The following is a 19454-nucleotide window of genomic DNA, read 5'->3' as shown; positions in this document are numbered from 1 at the left end:
GTACTTATTATCCATCAAGAGAAGTTTCATTTTGAAATCTCAACTAAGTAAGAAAAAATTAATTCGGGTAATTTTATTAGTTTGTATATTTCGTTAAGTTATTTGGGAAATACAAATCAGACAAATGTGCAAATTCATCCCCACGCATGAAGATACTAATGTCAACATCATCAAAGCTGGTTTTCCCAGTTGCAGCTAGTAGTTCATTAGCGGCATGAAGTGTGTTTTTATGAAAATGATAAACTCTTTCGGATTTGTCTGTAATAACAAGCCCTTTCATAAGCATTTTATCTTGAGTCGCTACTCCAGTCGGACACTGGTTGGTATGGCAACGTAATGCCTGAATACAACCCAAAGAAAACAAGAAGCCCCTAGCGCTGTTACAAATATCAGCTCCTAAAGCTAAAGCGTGTAAAATTGAGTATCCTGAAATTATTTTTCCACTGCCTATAATTCGAATTTTTTCTCGAATATTTAAATCGATTAAAGTTCTATTGACAAAAATTAAAGCAGGTTCAAAAGGCATTCCTACGCCGTCAGAAAATTCGAGAGGAGCCGCTCCAGTACCGCCTTCGGCGCCGTCTACTGTAATAAAGTCGGGAAAGCAATCTGCTACAATCATTTCATGGCAAAGATCTTCAAATTCTGTCGGGTTACCAATACATAATTTAAAGCCTATTGGTTTTTCATTGGATAATTCTCGTAGTTCAGCTATAAATGACACCAGTCCTTTTGCATCTGTAAATGCGGTATGTGAAGGTGGTGAGTAAATAGTAGTATGTGGTAATACACCTCTAATCTTAGCGATTTGCTCGGTATTTTTAGCCGCGGGTAATACGCCACCGTGACCTGGTTTTGCCCCTTGAGATAATTTAATTTCAATCATTTTTACAGTAGGTAAATTTGATTTTTCTTTGAATTTTTCAGCATCAAAATTACCTTCAGGAGTTCTACATCCAAAATAACCGGTACCAATTTGCCAAGTAACATCTCCTCCTTGTAGATGAAATTCGGTTAATCCACCTTCTCCCGTGTTGTGGTAAAACTGTCCTTTATGTGCTCCTTTATTTAGGGCACAAATGGCATTTTCGCTCAAAGAACCAAAGCTCATTGCCGAAATATTTAATAAAGAGGCATGATAGCGTTGCTTACAATCAGCACCACCAACCCATACGCGAGGCAAATCAGTATTTACTTTTGCTGGAAAAATGGAATGTTTGATACCCTCATAATTATTTTGGTTTAAATCCAATTGTGTGCCAAAAGGAGTATTTGCATCAATGTTTTTGGCTCTTTGGTACACTAGAGAACGTTGATTTCTAGAAAATGGTTTTCCATCCGTAGAACGTTCAATAAAGTATTGTTGAATTTCAGGTGCAATCATTTCAAACAAATATCGAGCATAACCTATTACAGGAAAGTTTCTTAATATAGAATGTTTTTTTTGGAACGTATTATAGCAACCAATAAGCAGAATGACGGGTAATAAAATAAGTAGTAAAAAACCAAGTTTTAAATAATAATAAACAAGAGCGGTGAGTACGAAAAGTATCGTACCGTAAATAAAAAATTGCTTTCTCATGATTAAGGTGGGATTTTGTGGTAAACGAAACTTAATTCATTTTTAGTCGTACATACACGTGTTTAATTCCTTTTTTGTCGGAGTCTCTTTCGTCTATTTCTAGAATATCGGTTAGCGATTTAAGCATAGGTGTTAGTTTTATAAAACCATAATTTCTAGGGTCGAATTCTGGTTTTTTCTTCACAATGAGATTCCCTACATCGCCCAAAAATGCCCAGCCACTATCATCTGCAATATCTTCAATCGTATCTTCAATAAGGTCGATGGTCTGAACGTCAATTGTATTTAACGTTTTAGGAGCTTGCTTTTTGGTGCCAACGGATGTGGTATTAGTGGTAGTACTTGGTTTCTTTATTTTCTTTTTGATGGCGCCATCCAATACTTCAATGTAGATAAACCTGTCGCAGGCTACAATGAAAGAATTAGGTGTTTTTTTCTCTCCAATTCCAATGACTTTCATTCCGGATTCTCTTAATCTAATAGCCAATCTGGTGAAATCACTATCGCTAGAAACAATACAAAAACCATCCACTTTATCGGAATACAATAAATCCATGGCATCGATAATCATTGCCGAATCCGAAGAGTTTTTTCCCACCGTATAACTGTATTGCTGAATGGGGGTGATGGCGTGTTCTAGTAAAACACTTTTCCATCCATTGGCATTTGGTTTAGTCCAATCGGCATAAATACGTTTGGTTGTAGGTGTGCCAAATTTGGTGATTTCTTCCATCATTCCTTTTACATTGCTGTAAGGAACGTTATCGGCATCAATAAGTACTGCTAGTTTTAATTCTGGGACGTTTTGTGACATTGTTTAAATTATAGTATGTTGACCAAAGATAAAGGAATATTTTCTAGTATAAAAGTTAATTATTTCTTAGTAAATCAGCGATTTTGTTTTGCATTTCATCAATCATAATGATTTTTTAATGTAAAAAAATGAAGAAAGAAGTCTAAAAAAACATCTTTCTTATTTGTAAGTTTGTAGCTCAGTAAATTCCGAATATGAAAAGCAAATTCAATCTTCGCACCGTAAATGTAACGCGGTACATCACACCTTTGCGGGAAGGCGGTTCCTTGCCAGCTTTGGCAGAAGCCGATGATGATTTTAAATATGTTCTCAAATTTAAAGGCGCTGGTCATGGTGTGAAAGCCTTGATTGCCGAATTGATTGGTGGCGAAATAGCGCGTGCTTTAAAACTTAGAATGCCCGAGTTGGTGTATGCTAATCTTGATGAAGCTTTTGGACGATCAGAAGGAGATGAAGAAATTCAGGACTTACTTCAAGGTAGCCAGGGAATGAATCTTGCTTTACATTTTTTATCAGGTGCTATTAATTTTGACCCTGTAGTCACTACAGTTGATTCTGTTGCTTCCTCTCAAATTGTTTGGTTAGATGCTTTTATAACCAATGTAGATCGCACATTTCGCAATACCAATATGTTGATTTGGCATAAAGAATTGTGGTTGATCGATCACGGGGCTTGTTTGTATTTTCATCATTCTTGGACCAATTGGGAAAAACATGCTCAGAGTCCGTTTGCACTTATCAAAGATCATGTACTGCTGCCTCAAGCAAGTCAATTGACAGAAGTTGATGTTGCTTTCAAAGCAATATTGACAGATGAAGTATTGATAGAAATTGTAAACCTTATTCCGCTGGAATGGTTGCAGTGGGAAGATGTAGATGCTACCCCCGAGGAATTACGTGCTGTATATTTAAAGTTCTTATTGATCCGATTAAAACACTCAGAAATTTTTATTAAGGAAGCCCAAGATGCAAGAGAAAAACTTATATGAGTACGCCGTAATTCGGGTTGTGCCTAGGGTAGAACGCGAAGAATTCCTCAATGTAGGGATTATTCTTTTTTGTAAAAAAGCCAAATTTATAAAAGTGTTGCACAAAGTTCCTGTTGAAAAAATTCTGTCCTTATCTGCAGAAGCTGATGTGGATCAAATTCAAGCAAATATTTTTGCCTTTGAAAAAGTAGGACAAGGAACCAAAGATGGTGGGCCAATTGCTTTGATGGATATTCCGTCGCGCTTTCGTTGGTTGACGGCTTTGCGTAGTTCTGTAATTCAAACATCAAGACCACATCCTGGTTTATGTGATGATTTGGAACAAACGGCTCAGCGATTGTTTGATGATTTGGTTTTGTAGATATTCCTGAGTGTTTTAAACATTTAAGGCATATATATGTTTGGTAAATAAAAGTAGAGTTAGTTTTTTTACGGAAATACACTGAATATTTTTAACACAAAAGGTACAAAAACTTGTGATTGCTTACAAAGTCACAAAAGAAATTCTGTAACTGATTTTTTTAATCCATAGTAAGAAATGTAAACTCATAATAAGTTGTATGCAAGCAAAATCGATAAAGTCTTTGCGAGGAACGAAGCAATCACACAAGCTACATCATTACTTATTTGTAAATGAGTTGTGTTTTATGCTCTTTTTTTTATAGGTAAGCAGGTACTCGATGCAAGCGAGCACCAGGTAGATTGATACGAAGTAAGCACTAGATCGAGTCAAGTTTTTACTTTTATTATATTAGCTATATTGATCAGATTTGTATTTAATTGATATGCATAATCACAATGTGTAATTAAGTCAGTGTCTAATAAATTATATATTAGGAAGAATAGTTTTATTTATCTTATCTACAAATAGAGCATATAAATTATGAGTTAATTAATTCCTTTGTTTGTAAATCATCATAAACGATATTTACAGATTGTTGTAAAATAAGCTATTTCGTCTCCCAATCTTAATAAGGGTGCCTAAGAAGAGAATGAAAAATTTCTTCGAACATTTTGCCGAATAAGATAACTAATTAATTCAGTTTCTAATCGACCTGCTAACATGGATTTTTTTCCAAGTTCAGATGTGAAGTCATTACTGTTAAGTAAAAAATTGTAAAATTCTAGAGTTTTTAAGTCCTTTCCTTAATACATTGAATTGTGTTACTAGTAAAGTACAGCTGATAAATACTCAAAATTATTTTATGAGGTCTTTTTTATAACAACTCATCTTTCAGCCCCAAAAAGCCCTAGCCCAGATAGGAGTGGCATCCTTTTTTATCCTGAATTTAGTTCAGGATTTTGAACTAAATTCAGGATAATAAAAGATAGAGCGGATAGCTGGGAATAGCTCCTGAAAAATAATTTTGATTTGGATACCTTTATAAAATATAAATAATTATTTTTGCAAACGCTTAAAATTAAAATTATTACTAGATATATTATGGTAAAAGATTTATTCGAAAGAATTCAAAACAATAAAGGTCCTTTAGGAAAATGGGCTTCTCAAGCAGAGGGTTACTTTGTATTTCCAAAATTAGAAGGTGATTTAGGACCGAGAATGAAGTTTCAAGGGAAAGAGGTTTTGAACTGGAGTTTGAATGACTATTTAGGTCTTGCAAATCATCCTGAAGTTCGTAAAGCGGATGCAGATGCAGCTTTGGAATATGGTGCAGCTGCCCCAATGGGAGCTCGTATGATGAGTGGTCACACTAAATATCATGAGCAATTGGAGAATGAATTGGCTGCTTTTGTAATGAAAGAATCGGCTTATTTGTTGAATTTTGGGTACCAAGGAATGGTGTCTATTATTGACGCTTTGGTGACTAGAAATGACGTAATTGTGTATGATGTTGATGGTCATGCTTGTATTATTGATGGGGTTCGTTTACATAGCGGAAAACGTTTTACATACAAACACAATGACATTGAAAGTATGGAGAAAAACTTGCAACGTGCTACTAAAATAGCCAAGGAAACAGGTGGTGGAATTCTTTTTATTACGGAAGGTGTTTTTGGAATGCGTGGTCAACAAGGAAAGTTGAAAGAAATTGTTGCGATGAAGCAAAAATACAATTTCCGTTTATTGGTTGATGATGCACACGGTTTTGGTACACTTGGTGAAACAGGTGCTGGAGCAGGTGAGGAGCAAGGTGTTCAAGATGAAATTGATGTTTACTTCTCTACGTTTGCAAAATCGATGGCTAATATTGGTGCTTTTGTTGCTGCCGATAAAGAAATTATTGATTACCTAAAATACAATTTGCGTTCGCAAATGTTTGCAAAAGCTTTGCCAATGATTCAAACAATCGGTTCTTTGAAACGTTTGGAGTTATTGCGTAACCACCCAGAATTGAAAGACAAACTTTGGGAAAACGTAAATGCTTTGCAAAACGGATTGAAAACTAAAGGATTCAATATTGGTGATACTAACACTTGTGTTACACCAGTTTACCTTGAAGGTAGTGTTCCTGAAGCAATGGTAATGGTGAATGATTTGAGAGAGAACTACGGTATCTTTCTTTCGATTGTAATCTATCCAGTGATTCCAAAAGGAATTATCTTATTGCGTGTTATTCCAACATCATCTCACTCTTTGTCTGATATTGACGAAACATTGACTGCTTTTGAAGCGATTCGTGAGAAATTAGTAAACGGTACTTATAAAGAGATTGCTAGCAAAACTAAAGTTGATTTAGACGCTTAGTATTCTAAGATCTTAGATTCTCTTAATGGGAATTTTATAACAAAAGCCATTCATTGTATGAATGGCTTTTGTAGTTTATAAATAACTTTGCCAGTATATAAATCATAAATAAAAGAACTATGAAAACTGTATACTTGTTTTGTAATGTTATTATAATAGCTGTTTTGTCCTCTTGTATGAAAAATAAAAAAGAGGATGTAGTTGTTCCTGTAGTAGCAGCTCCCATGGAAACAACCACCAAAGAATGTTACCAAGCTATAATAGAAAAAGACACCATTACGCTAACAGTTGATGTGAATAGCATAAACGAATTTACGGGTGAATTAGATTATTCTTATGCTCAAAAAGATAAAAGTTTTGGAACTATTTTAGGAAATGTAAAAGGCGATACTATTTTTGCTGATTATACTTTTCAGTCCGAAGGGAAAACTTCAATAAGAGAATTGGCTTTTCTTAAAAAAGATTCGAATACGCTTGTTGAAGGTCACGGTGATTTTGTAGAAATGAACGGAAAAGTAGCGTTTAAAGATAAAAGCAAACTTAAGTTTGACGGAAATGTAATTTACACTAAAATTGATTGCAAAGAATAATTTTCAAAATAAACGTAAATAGAAAATCCATTAGCTTTTGCTAATGGATTTTTTTATACTTAATGCTAAAAACGGAACACTGCTACCTTTTCTAAAGGTCTTTTCTAAAGGTTTTTCTTCGGCAAGTGATTTTTGGGTCGAAGTTTTTCCAAATAGCGTGAATGGCGTGATTGTCTGCTAATTCAGGAGTTCGGATGCAGTTTTGAATGCCTTTTTCTGTAAAAGTGGTATGGTATTCTTTGAAAATAATTGCGTGTGCTCCTTTACTTTGATAATCTGGATGTACGCCAATCAAGTAAAAAGTCACGTCTTTACTGTTGTTTCTCGCATTCAATAAATGATAAAATCCAAAAGGGAATAGTTTACCATTGGCTTTCTGTAAAGCTTTAGAAAAGCTGGGCATCACAATTGCAAAGGCTACTAAATTCTGGTCTTTATCTTCTACAAATTTGATGTATTCTGGATTAATGAAGTTGAGGTATTTTTTCTTGAAATATTCTTTTTGAACATCAGTGATGGGAACAAAAGAAGACAAATTAGCGTAAGAAGCATTGAATAAATCAAACATCTTATCGACATACGGTAAGACATCTTTGGTTCTCTTAAAATTCAACTCTTTGAGTTGGTACCTTCTTTTGATTAATTCTTGTGCTTTGTCAAAATACTCTAGTTTTACGTTTTTGAAAGGGAATTTACTTTCTATATATTCCTTTTCCATTACGTAGCCCAATTTTTCAAAATGAGTAGGGTAGTAAGGGTGATTGTACCAAGTAACCATGGTTCCCAATTGGTCAAAACCTTCGGTAAGTACGCCTACTTTGTCAAGGTTAGAAAATCCCATTGGGCCTTCAGCGTATTCTAGATCGTTTTTGCGACCGAGTTCATACACCTTTTCGAGTAAAGCTTTGGTGATTTCGATATCATCAATGACGTCAAACCAACCAAAACGGACTTTCTTTTTTTGTTGGTTGTTGACTTCTTCCCAATTGATGATGGCTGCAATACGACCAACTATTTTGTTATTTTGATATGCCACATAAAAATAAGCCTCGGCATTATCAAATGCGGGGTTTGTGGTTTTGTCAAAAGTATCTAATTCGTCTGCAATGATGGGCGGAACCCAAAAATCATTGTCTTTGTAAAGTTCAAACGGAAATTTAATATAAGCGGTTAATTCTTTTTTAGTTTTTGCTTCTTGTATGGTAATCATTGGTATATGTAGTAAATTTTGAATTATCCTTTCTTAACTTTTTTTGCTTTTCGAACTGCTTTTTTTGAATCGCCGTTGTCTAAATCAATTATAACATCTTTATAGTTGGCATCATATCTCCAAGAAAAACCAATTCCGCCGTATAAAATGGAAGGAGTTGTTTTTAAACTGCTGCTTATGGAAGCATCGATTTGCAGGCTTTTATTAACTAGATAAGCTGCTCCACCACGTACGATAGCGTCACTATAAAAGTCGCTTTTGTAGCCTTGATTTTCAATAAATCCCGACCATTTTTCGTTAAATCCTCTAGTTAGCGTTAAAACATAACCATAACTAGGATAATCGGTCAAAATATAATCAGAAATAATATTAGATACTAAAACCCATCTTCCGTCTCCTAAATGGTTTTGGGTAATCAGCATTATTTTAGGTGAAATGGCTGCATCAGGTGAAAAATAATAGGGATTATTGGAAGATATAATATTGGCTCCTGCAAAAAGGGAGACTGCCGGAATTAATTGGTGCCAATTAAAAGAATGATTGGCTTTCCAGCTATATACATTGACTTTCTCATCATACCCCTTGAAAGGATCATAAATTAAGAACTTAGCTCCCAAAATAGTTTGCTTTAAAGCAGATTTATTATACTGAATGGTATGATCTACAACATTTTGGTATTGGTATTGTAAATCAGCAATGAATTCAAGTTGTTCGTGAAACAGACCCATTCGAAAAGTCAAGTCTAGTCCAAAACCATTGGTGTCATAGTTGAGTAAACTATGGTTTTCTTTTATACCGAAAATTCCAGATTCTACTTGAAAGACAGACTTCCCAACAGCAAAAGCGGACATGGTTTCACCCGGTCTATTGGAGTTTATTTCATCAGTATGTTGTGCGTACTGAACAAATGGAGCCAGTAGAAAAGCAATCAGGATTGCAGTTTTGAAATGGTACATAATGTTGTTTTTTAGGATTTACAAGCGTTGTGCTTTTCAAATGTACTATATTTTATTATTAATTTAAGAATCATAGTTTAATTTTGACCGTAGGATTTGTTAATTTTGTAAAAAAATAATCGATTATGGAAACAGCTTCTTTTATAGGTTTTATAAGAACACTATTTTATATAATAGCTTTTTACTATGTTTTTAAATTTTTGGTAAAATTATTTTTGCCTTTAGTATTAAAAAAAGTAGTAGAAAAAGCAGGTGCTAACTTTGAACAAAACCAACAAAAAGCGCAGGACTCTTCTTGGAATAAAACACAATCTAGTGGCGATATTTACTATCAACCTACTGACTCAAAAAAACCTAAAGAAACTAAAAAAGTAGGGGATTATGTGGATTATGAAGAAATAGATTAAATTTGCTCTCAAATACGTCCTATTTAACCCTTTATAAAACGCTTAAAAATTGAAAGTTATTAATAAGTTTTACCCTCACGCTCTTGCTGTTTTTGGTTTTGTCCTTGTTTCACTCATTTACTTTTACCCTGTTTTACAAGGCAAACAAATTTTTCAATCGGATATTGCTCAATATACTGGTATGGCCAAGGAGCAAAATGATTTTAGAGCAATAGAACATCATGAACCTTATTGGACTGACGCAGCTTTTGGTGGGATGCCTACCTATCAATTAGGGGCTAAATACCCCCATGACTACATAGGAGCTCTTGACGATGCAATTCGTTTTTTACCGCGTCCTGCGGATTATTTATTTCTATACTTTTTAGGTTTTTATGGCTTGTTATTAGTTTTAAAAATAGACCCGTTAAAAGCTTTTATAGGATCCATAGCTTTTGGTTTTTCAACTTACCTGATTATTATTTTGGGCGTTGGACACAATGCTAAAGCACATGCAATAGGCTATATGCCGCTAGTTATTGCTGGGGTTTTATTGGTTTACCGTCATAAATATATTGTTGGTGGATTGCTTACTTTGTTTGCGACCGCATTAGAAATTAATGCGAATCACTTCCAAATGACCTATTATCTTCTAATTTTCTTACTGATATTGTCAGGCTATTTTACTTATCAGGCTATTAAAAATAAAGAAACCAATACCTTGTTTCAATCCTTTGGAATATTGTTAATTGCAGGTGTTTTAGGAATTGGGGCTAATGCCACGAATTTGTTAGCTACAGCTGAATATGCAAGTTTTAGTACTAGAGGAAAAAGCGAATTGACGTACAATCCTGACGGTTCAGCTCATACAGGTTCAAGTGCACTTACAAGAGAATACATTACAGAATACAGTTATGGTTTGTCAGAAAGTTTTAACTTGATTGCACCACGCCTTTTTGGAGGTTCTAATAATGAAAACGTAGGGACATCTAGCAAGATGTATGATTTTATGCTTTCTAAAGGAGTTCCTGAAAATCAAGCAGCTGATTTTGTTTCAGGTATGCCTACTTATTGGGGAGATCAACCGATTGTGGCTGCTCCAGCATATATTGGAATAGTGGTTTTCTTTTTGGCTATTTTAGCTTTATTTATTGATGAACGAAAAATTAAATACGTTTTCCTCTCTGGAGCTATAGTAGCTTTGATACTTTCTTGGGGTAAAAACTTCCCCCTTTTAACGGACTTTTTTATTGACTTTGTACCTATGTACAATAAATTTAGAGCCGTATCTTCTATTCAAGTAATTTTAGAATTGTGTTTTCCTGTTTTAGCTATTATGGGATTACAATCGTTTTTTGGTTTGGAAAAACCGGAACAACAAAAAGCATTGATTAAGGCGGGAGCTTTGTCATTAGGCCTTGTTGTTATTTTGTTTTTATGCAAAGAGATGTTCCATTTTTCAGGAGGTAGCGATGCTTATTTTATGCAATCTTATGGACCCGAATTTGTGGATGCCTTAAAAGCGGACAGAATGAGTATGTATAGTGCTGATTTATTGCGTTCAGGTTTCTTTATCGTGGCAGTTTCAGCTGTTTTGTGGTTCTTTATCAAAAACAAATTAGCTCAAAATACCGCTATTATTTTAGTAGGTCTATTTATGGTCTCTGATTTGTTTTTTGTAGACAAAAGATATGTCGATGGAAATGATTTCGTTAGCGGTAGAGAAGTGGCTGTTCCTTTTCAAGAAACGCCTTCGGATACTGAAATTCTAAAAGATACTACACACTTCAGAGTGTTTGAAGTTAATGGGAATTTCTCTAGCGCTAGAGCGTCCTATTTTCATAAATCGATTGGCGGGTATCATGCTGCTAAACCAAGAAGGGTACAGCAATTATTTGACTACCAAATTTCCAAAAATAATATGGAGGTTTTGGATATGTTGAATGTAAAATACATTATTCAAACCGATAAAGAAGGGAAGGAATTTCCAACGATTAACCCTAATGCCAATGGAAACGCCTGGTTTGTTCACGATGTGATACTAGTGAATAAAGCAAATGACGAAATGAAATCATTAGAGAAGTTTAACACCAAATCGGCTGCTATTTTTAATATTCAAATCTACGGGGATAAATTTAAAAATGCTCGTTTAAAAAGAAATTTGGATACCACGGGAACTATTCAATTGAATATCTATAAACCCAATTATTTAAAATATACTACGGATACAAAAAAAGAAGGTTTAGCTGTTTTCTCTGAAATATATTATGAAAAAGGCTGGAATGCATATGTTGATGGTGAATTAACCGAGCATTTTCCAGTGAATTATGTGCTTAGAGCAATGATGGTTCCACCAGGAAAACATACTATCGAATTTAAATTTGAGCCGCAAGTCATCAAAACAGGAAGTGTTATTACCTTAATTAGTTATGTGTTTATTTTTGGGTTATTGATTGGCGGAATTTATTTGGAACGAAAACGACTCATAACTCCGAAAGAGGGAAATGAATAAGATGGAAAACACCTCTTTGGATAAAATAATTTTGGAGGATAATGGACTTAAAAAGGTACTTATCATTACTTATTATTGGCCACCAGCGGGAGGACCAGGCGTACAACGTTGGTTAAAGTTTGTGAAGTATTTACCGGAATTTGGAATACAGCCTGTTGTGTATGTTCCTGAAAACCCAACGTATCCTATTGTTGACCAAAAGTTAGTTAACGAAGTTTCAGAAAAGGCTATAGTCTTAAAACAACCTATTTTTGAACCTTATCAATTGGCTTCTTTTTTTTCTAAAAACAAAACCAAAAAGATCAGTTCGGGAATTATTCCTAATAAGAAGAAACAAAGTACTTTAGATAAAGTATTTCTTTGGATTCGCGGGAATCTTTTCATTCCTGATGCTCGTAAATATTGGGTTAAACCTTCTGTGGCTTATTTAGAAAAATATATTCAGGAAAATAATATTGATATAATAATCACTTCGGGGCCACCACATAGTTTGCATTTAATAGGTTTGGCTTTGAAGCAAAAATTAAGCGTAAAATGGTTTGCTGATTTCCGTGATCCTTGGACAACCATAGGATATCATAAATCCCTACGATTGTCTGATTTTGCTGCAAATAAGCACAAAAAATTAGAATATAAAGTTTTGAACTCGGCCGATACAATTATTGTAACCAGTAAAACGACTAAAATCGAATTTCAAGCCATTACTTCAAAACCAATTCAAGTAATTACAAATGGCTATGATGTGGAACCAGTTGGGAATCAAGTTTTAGATAACAAATTTAGTTTGGCGCACATTGGTTCTTTTTTATCAGAAAGGAATCCAGCTATTTTATGGGAAAGTTTGGTGGAACTGATTACAGAAATTTCAAGTTTTAAAGAGAACCTTGAAATCAAGTTGATTGGTGCGGTTAGTCAAGAAGTTTTGGAAACCATTTCGCAATTTGGATTGAATAATTATTTGAATAATTTAGGCTATGTTTCTCATGAAGAAGCAATTGCTCATCAAAAAAAATCACAAGTTTTGTTGCTCGTCGAAATTGACTCAGAAGATACCAAAAGTATTATTCCAGGAAAATTGTTTGAGTACATGGTTTCTAATCGTCCGATACTTGCAATAGGCCCTCATGATTCTGATTTTTCAGAAATTATTACCGGAACTAATACTGGAGTATTCTTTACCTATACCGAAAAAGAAAAGTTGAAAAACCAAATTTCAGCCTATTATAATCAGTTTTTAGAAGGGAAGCTACAATCACACGGTATTGGATTACAAAAGTATTCTAGGAAGAATCTAACCAAGGATTTGGTTGCAATTCTAAATCAATAATATAAAGAGATAGTTTCGTGTCTCGTAACAATAAAGAATGGGAATAGTATTAAATCAATCATTAAAGAACACTGTAATTACCTATTTAGGTTTTGGTGTAGGCGCTATTAATACTTTGTATTTGTACCCGGTTTTTCTGGGTGCTACTTATTATGCTGTTGCTAATTATATTCTTTCGGCGGCGAATGTGATTATGCCGTTATTTGCCATTGGGATGCAAAACACCCTTGTTAAATATTATTCACAATATAAAACAGAAGAAGAGAGAGAACGATTTTTGTCCTTTACTGTTTTATTCCCCATACTATTATGTATTCCACTAGGGCTAATAGGCTTGTATTATTATGATGATATTATTTATTTTGTTTCCAAGAAAAATCCAGTAGTCAAAGAATTCATCTGGTTAATTCCATTTATAGGTCTTTGTATGGCTTATTTCGAAATTTTTTATGCTTGGGCAAGAGTGCATATGCATTCGGTTTTTGGGAATTTTATCAAAGAAGTAGGTTTGCGTATTTTTTCGCTTTTAGCATTGATTGGCGTTTATTTTAATTGGTTGACGGTGGTTGACTTTGTTTATATTACAGGTGCTATTTATTTTCTTGCACTAATTGTAACCATGTGGTATGCCTTCCGAATCAAACAGCCTAATTTTCAGTTTTCTATTCCTCAAAATGTAAAAGAAATTTTAGAATATACGTTTTATATTATTCTGTCGGGGAGTGTGGCTAATCTACTTTTGGATGGAGACAAAATTATGTTGAATCAATACATGCTGATTGATAACATTGCTTATTACTCTGTCGCGACTTATATTGCTTTAGTTATCTCAGTTCCTAGCCGTGCGATGCACCAAATTGTATATCCCATTACGGCCAAATTAATGCACGAAGACAAACATGATCAGTTAAATGATTTGTATAAAAAAACGTCGATAAACCTTCAGGTAGTTGGTGGTTTTGTGATGCTATGCATTTTTGTCAATATCGATCAACTATATGAGTTGGTACCTAAAGAATATAGTGGAGGTATAATCGTAGTATTTATGATTGGACTTTCTAAGTATTTTGATTTGATTTTAGGGAATAATAATGCTATTATTTTCAATTCTAAATATTACCGCATGGTGTTGTTTTTAGGATTGCTCTTAGTATTCTTGACAATAGCACTTAATATGTTTTTTATTCCACGTTATGGGATCATTGGATCTGCTTTTGCGACCTTATTATCAATTACGTTATATAGTTTGGCTAAATTATTATTTGTGGTCAAACGCATGCATTTGTATCCTTTTACAAAACAAACTATTTATTCAATTGTATTAACAACAATGGTTTTTATGGCGTTTTATTTTTGGGAATTCCCAATGTATCCATTGATTGCAATTGCATTGAAATCTATGATTGTAACCGTGGTTTATCTTTATCTTAACTATAAATTCACCATTTCACCCGAAATTAATGGGGTGATTGATGGACTTTTGAAAAAAATCAAAAAATAGTAGTTATTGGATTAAGTTTTTTTTTGTAATATCCTGTAATTAAGGATCTTACATAGTATTTAAACGTCTTCTGTAAGTGCATCGAGCATGCCTTTGAAAATAAATCCATGAAAGGGAAGAACAGCGTACCAATACAATCTTCCCAACAGTCCTAAAGGTCTGAAAGTAGCTGTTTGAACCAGTTTGTTTTCTTTGATTTTGAATTCAAGCCAAGCTTCACCAGGTAATTTCATTTCGGCATATAGCAATAGTCGACCTTCAGTCTTATTGGCATATAATATTCGCCAAAAGTCCAATGCATCTCCTACATTGAGTGAGTTTTTATTGGTACGACCACGGCGCAGTCCTACACCTCCAACTAATTTATCCATAAAACCTCTTGATTTCCAGAGCCAATTACCATAATACCAGCCGTTTGTGCCGCCGATACTCCAGATCTTTTCAATGCAGGCGTCTCTGTTTTTAATTACTTTTTCTCGGTTATCTATAAAACATCCATGAGAAGGAACATTGATGAAATCGGAAATTGTAATGTTAATTCCACTACTGATATAAGCATCTTTCCAACTAGAAACAATGGAGTTGCTATCAATTTTAAGGAATGCTTTCTCTAAAGATTCTCGATAGCCAAGTGGTTTTATTTCTAAAATGGTATTGAGGTCGTGATTTCGGCAAATTACTTCCACTTTCATACTATCCACTAAGGCGGCAGCTAATTTATAAGTTGTAGAGGTTACAAAATACAGCCAATAGGACGAAAGCTTAGGCGTCATTACAGGGACAATTATAATAGTTCGTTTTAAATGGCGAACATGGGCAAATTCCAATAACATCTCTTTGTACGTAAGAATATCAGGTCCACCGATATCAAAATTTTTGTCGAAGGTTTTAGGATGGAATATAGTTTGGGTCAAAAATGAGATTACATCAGTTACACCAATGGGTTGGCATTTAGTTTTTAACCATTTTGGAGCAATCATTATTGGAAGTTTTTCTACCAAATCACGGATAATTTCAAATGAAGCACTTCCAGAACCAATAATTATACCTGCTCGTAAAGCGGTAAAATGATAATTTCCTTTAGAAAGTAATTCCTCCACATTTTTTCGAGAAGTTAAATGAGAAGACAATTCGGATTCGTTTACAATACCACTCAAATAAACCAAATGTTGAACATTAGTATTGGCTAAAGCATTGCGGAAGTTGATTGCTGATTCCTGCTCCATTTCTTCATAATCTGAAGAAGCAGCCATAGAATGTACTAGATAATAAGCTCCATCTATGTCTGTTGGAATTCGTTCTAATGATTTTTTGTCTAAAAGGTCGATTTCTATAATAGTAATTTTATCCTGAATAGAAGTTGGAGGATGAAACCTTTTAGTGTCACGCACACAGCAAACCACTTCATGACCTGCTTCAATCAATGTGGGTAATATTCTTTTTCCAATGTATCCCGTGGCTCCAGTTAGTAGTATCTTCATAGATTATTGCATTTAGAATAGTGAGACTTATAAATTTAAGCAATCAAGAGCAGGAAATGGGTTTTTCTAGATAAAATATCAATAGCGTCCTAAACGTTTAAAAAATAAGTACAAAAAAGAGGGTTGAATTTTGTACCTCAAATTATCTTTGAGTTGCACAACAAAAACCCGCCCTCTTATGGCAAATATAACGCTGTTTTCTCAAATAATCTCAAAGTTAGACCGTTCGAAATTCAATAAAATAGTTTCCAAGAAAGAAACAGACAAGCATAATAAAGGATTCAACAGCTGGAATCACTTAGTTTCCATGCTTTTTTGTCAATTTGCAAAGAGTCAGTCTGTTCGAGATATTAGCAATGGACTTCGATCGGCATCAGGGAACCTAAATCATCTTGGAATAAATAAAGCTCCATCAAAGTCTTCGATAAGTTATCAAAACAAAAATCGCTCTCACGAACTTTTTAGAGATTATTATTTTGAACTGCTGCAAAGTTTAGGACAGCATCCTAGATTTAAGCAAGTTAAATTTAGAATTAAGTCAAAGATTTTTTTACTAGATTCAACTACAATAAGTTTGTGTCTAAGTTTGTTTGATTGGGCAAAATATAAGAGAGCCAAAGGAGCTGTAAAAATGCACACACTACTTGATTTTGATGGTAATCTCCCAGCTTATATTAACATCACTAATGGTAAAACGACAGATAACAAAGGGGCTTACGAGATTCTTCTATTAAAGGGCAGTGTGATTGTTGCTGATAGATTTTATAATGATTTCTCACTATTAAATATTTGGGACAGCAATGAGGTGTTTTTTGTAATTAGACATAAGGAAAATTTGCAATTCACAACAGTCAAAGAAAATGAGTTACCCGAAAATCGTCATCACCATATTATCAAAGATGAAATTATCGAATTAAAAAAAGCCCCTTCAAAATTAAAAGCCCCAAATAAGTTAAGAAGAGTATCTGTATGGAATGATGAAAATGGACAAGTAATCGAGCTGATTACTAATCAATTTCATTGGTCCCCCAATACTATTGGTGAATTATACAAGAGTAGATGGCAAGTGGAAATCTTTTTTAGAGACATTAAACAGTTACTGCATATCAAATCATTTATAGGAACATCTGAAAATGCAGTTATGATTCAAATATGGACAGCTTTGATTACCATTTTAATTCTAAAAGCTTTAAAAGCACAATCAAAATTTGATTGGTACTTGTCCAATCTAGTAGCTTTCATCAGATTGAATCTTTTTGTTAAAATTGACTTGCAAAAATGGTTAGATAAACCATTTGAAGAGCATATAGAACCTCCTCCTGATTACATACAAGGGGTTCTGTTTTAAAAAACTACGATTTCATTACCTAAACTCAATGAAATGGTCGGCTTTAGTATGCTTCAATTTTATTTAGGACAGGATTGATTTGAAGCTAATAAGTAATGTTATCTTGTTATTTCGTCATGATTTTTGTTCCATTTTGATAGAAAAATGTAACATCAATTAATTTATTGTTTTTATATATTTTTTGAGAACTTTTTTGACCTGTTTCGTAAAAATCAGTTGAACGTAGTAAAACTCCTTTTTCATAAAGTAAATCCGTTTCTTTTTTTCCGTTTCGATAATATTTATACGATAGTCCGTTTTTTTTATGGTCTTCTAAATTATGTAAATAATTTACTTTCCCATTTTCGTAGTATGATTTTACAATTTGAGTTTGAGCATCTACAATAAATAATTCGCTTTCTAATCGACCGCTTTTACTAAAACGTTTGCCGATTCCTTCCTCATTATTAGATTCTAGCTTTTTTTCTCCAGTTTCATAAAAACCGATGGTTCTTTCTAATTTTCCTTTAGAATAGTTTTTCTCTAATTCTAGTTTCCCATTTTTATAATACTGTTCAGCAACACCTTCTTTTATACCATTTTGATAGGGGTATTTGCATTTTAGTTCTCCTGTTTCATAATAAGTTTTTAACCCGACTATTATGCCGGTTTGGTACATCCAATCATATTCTAATTTTCCACTTTTATAATATTGCTTACTGCTTCCATTTCTTTTTCCGTCAGTATATGCATGCTGAATTCTTTTTTCACCAGTATCATAAAGGCCTATTCCAGAAATTAAAATTCCATTTTCATAGGTCCACTCATATTCTTTTTTTCCATTTTTATAAAATTGCTTACTGGTGCCGTGTCTTTTTCCCTCGCTATATGGATGTTGGATTTTAATTTCACCAGTATCGTAAAAACCATTTGTGGAAATTAGTATACCATTGTCATAGATTGAATTGTAGGTTGTTTTTCCGGTTTGGTTATATTGTTTTGCAATTCCGTTAACACGTCCGTTTTTGTAGAAGTATTCAGTTTTCTTTTCTCCAGTTTCATAATATGCTTTGAAATTTACAATCAAATCATTTTCATAGAGCCATTCTTGTTCGATTTTTCCGCTTTTATAATATTTTCTTGTTAGGCCATTTTTTTTTCCATTTTCAAACAAGTATTCATTTTTCTTCTCCCCTGTATCATAATAGCTAATTGCATTTACTTGTTTGCCTTTTTCGAAAAGGCGTTCCATCTCTATTTGACCATTTACGTAGTATTGATTAGAAAAACCATCGGTGATACCATTTACGTACTTACTATCATATTTTAATTCACCACTTTCATAAAAACCAGTGTTACTTAATAAAACGCCATTTTTGTTAACCCATTCTACTTCTGTTTTTCCACTTTTATAAAATTGTCTTGAAATACCATCTAAAACACCATTTTTATAAGAACAATCTGTTTTTTTTTCTCCCGTAGGATAAAAAGATTCTATATGGCTGGTTTTTTTAGAAAGTAATGGTGTTCCTTGGATATCGATAACTTTAAATTTTGATAATTCTCCGGCGGTATAAAATGAAGAATTATTTTCTTCTTCTTTTATTTCTTCTACATCTTGATTTTCAAGAAGGACTTGTGATTGAAGATGAGTAGCGAAGAGTAGTGAAAAGCTTAAAACAAACCATTTTTTCATAATAAAGGAAATGATGAATTAAAATATTTTATGATTATTCGTACTAAAGTATTCTTTTTTCTTTATTAAAAAAATAAATATTATTTTGATTTGTAGTGATGAACCAATTTTGTAGTTTTTTGAAAGATATTTTGTAGCTAAAGTAGTAAGTGGTAAAAAGTACTTTGTTGAACTCCAATAGAGTTATAGACTAGGGACTCTATTTGGATTTCGGTTGCACCTCAAAGAGTTTGTTGCTAGATTAAGATGATTTTGAAGAATTTAATCAATGGCAGTTTTATTCGCAATTGATCCATCCAGACTGTCAGTTCCTAGTACAACAAATCCCTGCACTATAAGAGTAACGAGGTTTAGTTAGAAAAAAATAAATGTTTTT

At 33.5% G+C, this 19454-nt stretch carries 15 protein-coding genes; 9 read left to right on the top strand and 6 right to left on the bottom strand.

Going from position 1 to position 19454, the window contains the following annotated elements:
- Positions 1 to 76: 76 nt before the first annotated feature.
- Together ABZP37_RS16000 and ABZP37_RS15995 are read right to left on the bottom strand one after the other, a co-directional pair.
- Positions 77 to 1582, bottom strand: coding sequence for an FMN-binding glutamate synthase family protein (locus tag ABZP37_RS16000; RefSeq protein WP_366184113.1), 1506 nt, complete (start codon positions 1580 to 1582; stop codon positions 77 to 79).
- A 31-nt stretch (positions 1583 to 1613) separates the two neighbouring features.
- Positions 1614 to 2396, bottom strand: a complete 783-nt coding sequence (locus tag ABZP37_RS15995; RefSeq protein WP_366184111.1) for an NYN domain-containing protein — start codon at positions 2394 to 2396, stop codon at positions 1614 to 1616.
- A 194-nt stretch (positions 2397 to 2590) separates the two neighbouring features.
- Here ABZP37_RS15995 and ABZP37_RS15990 point away from each other — a divergent pair, with 194 nt between their 5' ends.
- The 4 genes from ABZP37_RS15990 to ABZP37_RS15975 all read left to right on the top strand — a co-directional run bounded on the left by ABZP37_RS15990 (position 2591) and on the right by ABZP37_RS15975 (position 6682).
- Positions 2591 to 3385: a HipA family kinase gene (locus ABZP37_RS15990; RefSeq protein WP_366184109.1), complete on the top strand. Its 795-nt coding sequence runs from the start codon at positions 2591 to 2593 to the stop codon at positions 3383 to 3385.
- Positions 3363 to 3746 (top strand): DUF3037 domain-containing protein, encoded by a 384-nt coding sequence (locus ABZP37_RS15985; protein ID WP_366184107.1) that lies wholly within the window; start codon positions 3363 to 3365, stop codon positions 3744 to 3746. Before ABZP37_RS15990 ends, ABZP37_RS15985 begins: the two co-directional genes overlap by 23 nt.
- Positions 3747 to 4829: 1083 nt before the next feature.
- Entirely contained in the window at positions 4830 to 6092 is a 1263-nt protein-coding gene (locus ABZP37_RS15980; protein ID WP_366184105.1) for a pyridoxal phosphate-dependent aminotransferase family protein, read from the top strand.
- A gap of 119 nt (positions 6093 to 6211) precedes the next feature.
- On the top strand, positions 6212 to 6682 hold the full coding sequence (locus ABZP37_RS15975; RefSeq protein ID WP_366184103.1) for a hypothetical protein: 471 nt from the start codon (positions 6212 to 6214) through the stop codon (positions 6680 to 6682).
- A gap of 91 nt (positions 6683 to 6773) precedes the next feature.
- Here the strand turns inward: ABZP37_RS15975 and ABZP37_RS15970 are convergent, their stop codons facing one another.
- The gene (locus tag ABZP37_RS15970) at positions 6774 to 7892 is read right to left on the bottom strand and encodes a GTP cyclohydrolase (protein WP_366184101.1); all 1119 of its coding nucleotides are present in this window, start codon (positions 7890 to 7892) and stop codon (positions 6774 to 6776) included.
- A 23-nt stretch (positions 7893 to 7915) separates the two neighbouring features.
- Positions 7916 to 8848, bottom strand: a complete 933-nt coding sequence (locus ABZP37_RS15965; RefSeq protein ID WP_366184099.1) for a transporter — start codon at positions 8846 to 8848, stop codon at positions 7916 to 7918.
- A gap of 125 nt (positions 8849 to 8973) precedes the next feature.
- Here ABZP37_RS15965 and ABZP37_RS15960 point away from each other — a divergent pair, with 125 nt between their 5' ends.
- The 4 genes from ABZP37_RS15960 to ABZP37_RS15945 are packed head-to-tail and all read left to right on the top strand — an operon-like array spanning position 8974 to position 14574.
- The gene (locus tag ABZP37_RS15960; protein ID WP_366184098.1) at positions 8974 to 9255 is read left to right on the top strand and encodes a DUF4834 family protein; all 282 of its coding nucleotides are present in this window, start codon (positions 8974 to 8976) and stop codon (positions 9253 to 9255) included.
- Between the two features lie 49 nt (positions 9256 to 9304).
- Positions 9305 to 11746, top strand: coding sequence for a YfhO family protein (locus ABZP37_RS15955; protein WP_366184096.1), 2442 nt, complete (start codon positions 9305 to 9307; stop codon positions 11744 to 11746).
- Positions 11739 to 13073, top strand: coding sequence for a glycosyltransferase family 4 protein (locus ABZP37_RS15950; RefSeq protein ID WP_366184094.1), 1335 nt, complete (start codon positions 11739 to 11741; stop codon positions 13071 to 13073). The genes ABZP37_RS15955 and ABZP37_RS15950 overlap by 8 nt, the downstream gene beginning before the upstream one ends.
- A gap of 37 nt (positions 13074 to 13110) precedes the next feature.
- Positions 13111 to 14574, top strand: a complete 1464-nt coding sequence (locus ABZP37_RS15945; RefSeq protein ID WP_366184092.1) for an oligosaccharide flippase family protein — start codon at positions 13111 to 13113, stop codon at positions 14572 to 14574.
- 59 nt (positions 14575 to 14633) lie between these two features.
- Here the strand turns inward: ABZP37_RS15945 and ABZP37_RS15940 are convergent, their stop codons facing one another.
- On the bottom strand, positions 14634 to 16055 hold the full coding sequence (locus tag ABZP37_RS15940; RefSeq protein ID WP_366184090.1) for an SDR family oxidoreductase: 1422 nt from the start codon (positions 16053 to 16055) through the stop codon (positions 14634 to 14636).
- 178 nt (positions 16056 to 16233) lie between these two features.
- Between ABZP37_RS15940 and ABZP37_RS15935 the strand changes: the two genes are divergently transcribed.
- The gene (locus ABZP37_RS15935; protein ID WP_366184088.1) at positions 16234 to 17403 is read left to right on the top strand and encodes an IS4 family transposase; all 1170 of its coding nucleotides are present in this window, start codon (positions 16234 to 16236) and stop codon (positions 17401 to 17403) included.
- 106 nt (positions 17404 to 17509) lie between these two features.
- Here the strand turns inward: ABZP37_RS15935 and ABZP37_RS15930 are convergent, their stop codons facing one another.
- Positions 17510 to 19078, bottom strand: coding sequence for a hypothetical protein (locus tag ABZP37_RS15930; RefSeq protein WP_366184086.1), 1569 nt, complete (start codon positions 19076 to 19078; stop codon positions 17510 to 17512).
- Between the last annotated feature and the right edge of the window lie 376 nt (positions 19079 to 19454).

Origin of the sequence: Flavobacterium ovatum (assembly GCF_040703125.1) — a bacterium.
GTDB classification, from domain to species: Bacteria; Bacteroidota; Bacteroidia; order Flavobacteriales; family Flavobacteriaceae; genus Flavobacterium; species Flavobacterium ovatum.
Note: the sequence above shows the minus strand (reverse complement) of the source record. Positions and strands in the feature narration are given on the sequence as shown.

Coding starts and splice junctions, on each gene's coding strand:
- ABZP37_RS15995 (WP_366184111.1), bottom strand. CDS start 2,396: ATGTCACAAAACGTCCCAGAATTAAAACTAGCAGTACTTATTGATGCC.
- ABZP37_RS15985 (WP_366184107.1), top strand. CDS start 3,363: ATGCAAGAGAAAAACTTATATGAGTACGCCGTAATTCGGGTTGTGCCT.
- ABZP37_RS15935 (WP_366184088.1), top strand. CDS start 16,234: ATGGCAAATATAACGCTGTTTTCTCAAATAATCTCAAAGTTAGACCGT.
- ABZP37_RS15980 (WP_366184105.1), top strand. CDS start 4,830: ATGGTAAAAGATTTATTCGAAAGAATTCAAAACAATAAAGGTCCTTTA.
- ABZP37_RS15940 (WP_366184090.1), bottom strand. CDS start 16,055: ATGAAGATACTACTAACTGGAGCCACGGGATACATTGGAAAAAGAATA.
- ABZP37_RS15930 (WP_366184086.1), bottom strand. CDS start 19,078: ATGAAAAAATGGTTTGTTTTAAGCTTTTCACTACTCTTCGCTACTCAT.
- ABZP37_RS15990 (WP_366184109.1), top strand. CDS start 2,591: ATGAAAAGCAAATTCAATCTTCGCACCGTAAATGTAACGCGGTACATC.
- ABZP37_RS16000 (WP_366184113.1), bottom strand. CDS start 1,582: ATGAGAAAGCAATTTTTTATTTACGGTACGATACTTTTCGTACTCACC.
- ABZP37_RS15970 (WP_366184101.1), bottom strand. CDS start 7,892: ATGATTACCATACAAGAAGCAAAAACTAAAAAAGAATTAACCGCTTAT.
- ABZP37_RS15960 (WP_366184098.1), top strand. CDS start 8,974: ATGGAAACAGCTTCTTTTATAGGTTTTATAAGAACACTATTTTATATA.
- ABZP37_RS15975 (WP_366184103.1), top strand. CDS start 6,212: ATGAAAACTGTATACTTGTTTTGTAATGTTATTATAATAGCTGTTTTG.
- ABZP37_RS15965 (WP_366184099.1), bottom strand. CDS start 8,848: ATGTACCATTTCAAAACTGCAATCCTGATTGCTTTTCTACTGGCTCCA.
- ABZP37_RS15945 (WP_366184092.1), top strand. CDS start 13,111: ATGGGAATAGTATTAAATCAATCATTAAAGAACACTGTAATTACCTAT.
- ABZP37_RS15950 (WP_366184094.1), top strand. CDS start 11,739: ATGAATAAGATGGAAAACACCTCTTTGGATAAAATAATTTTGGAGGAT.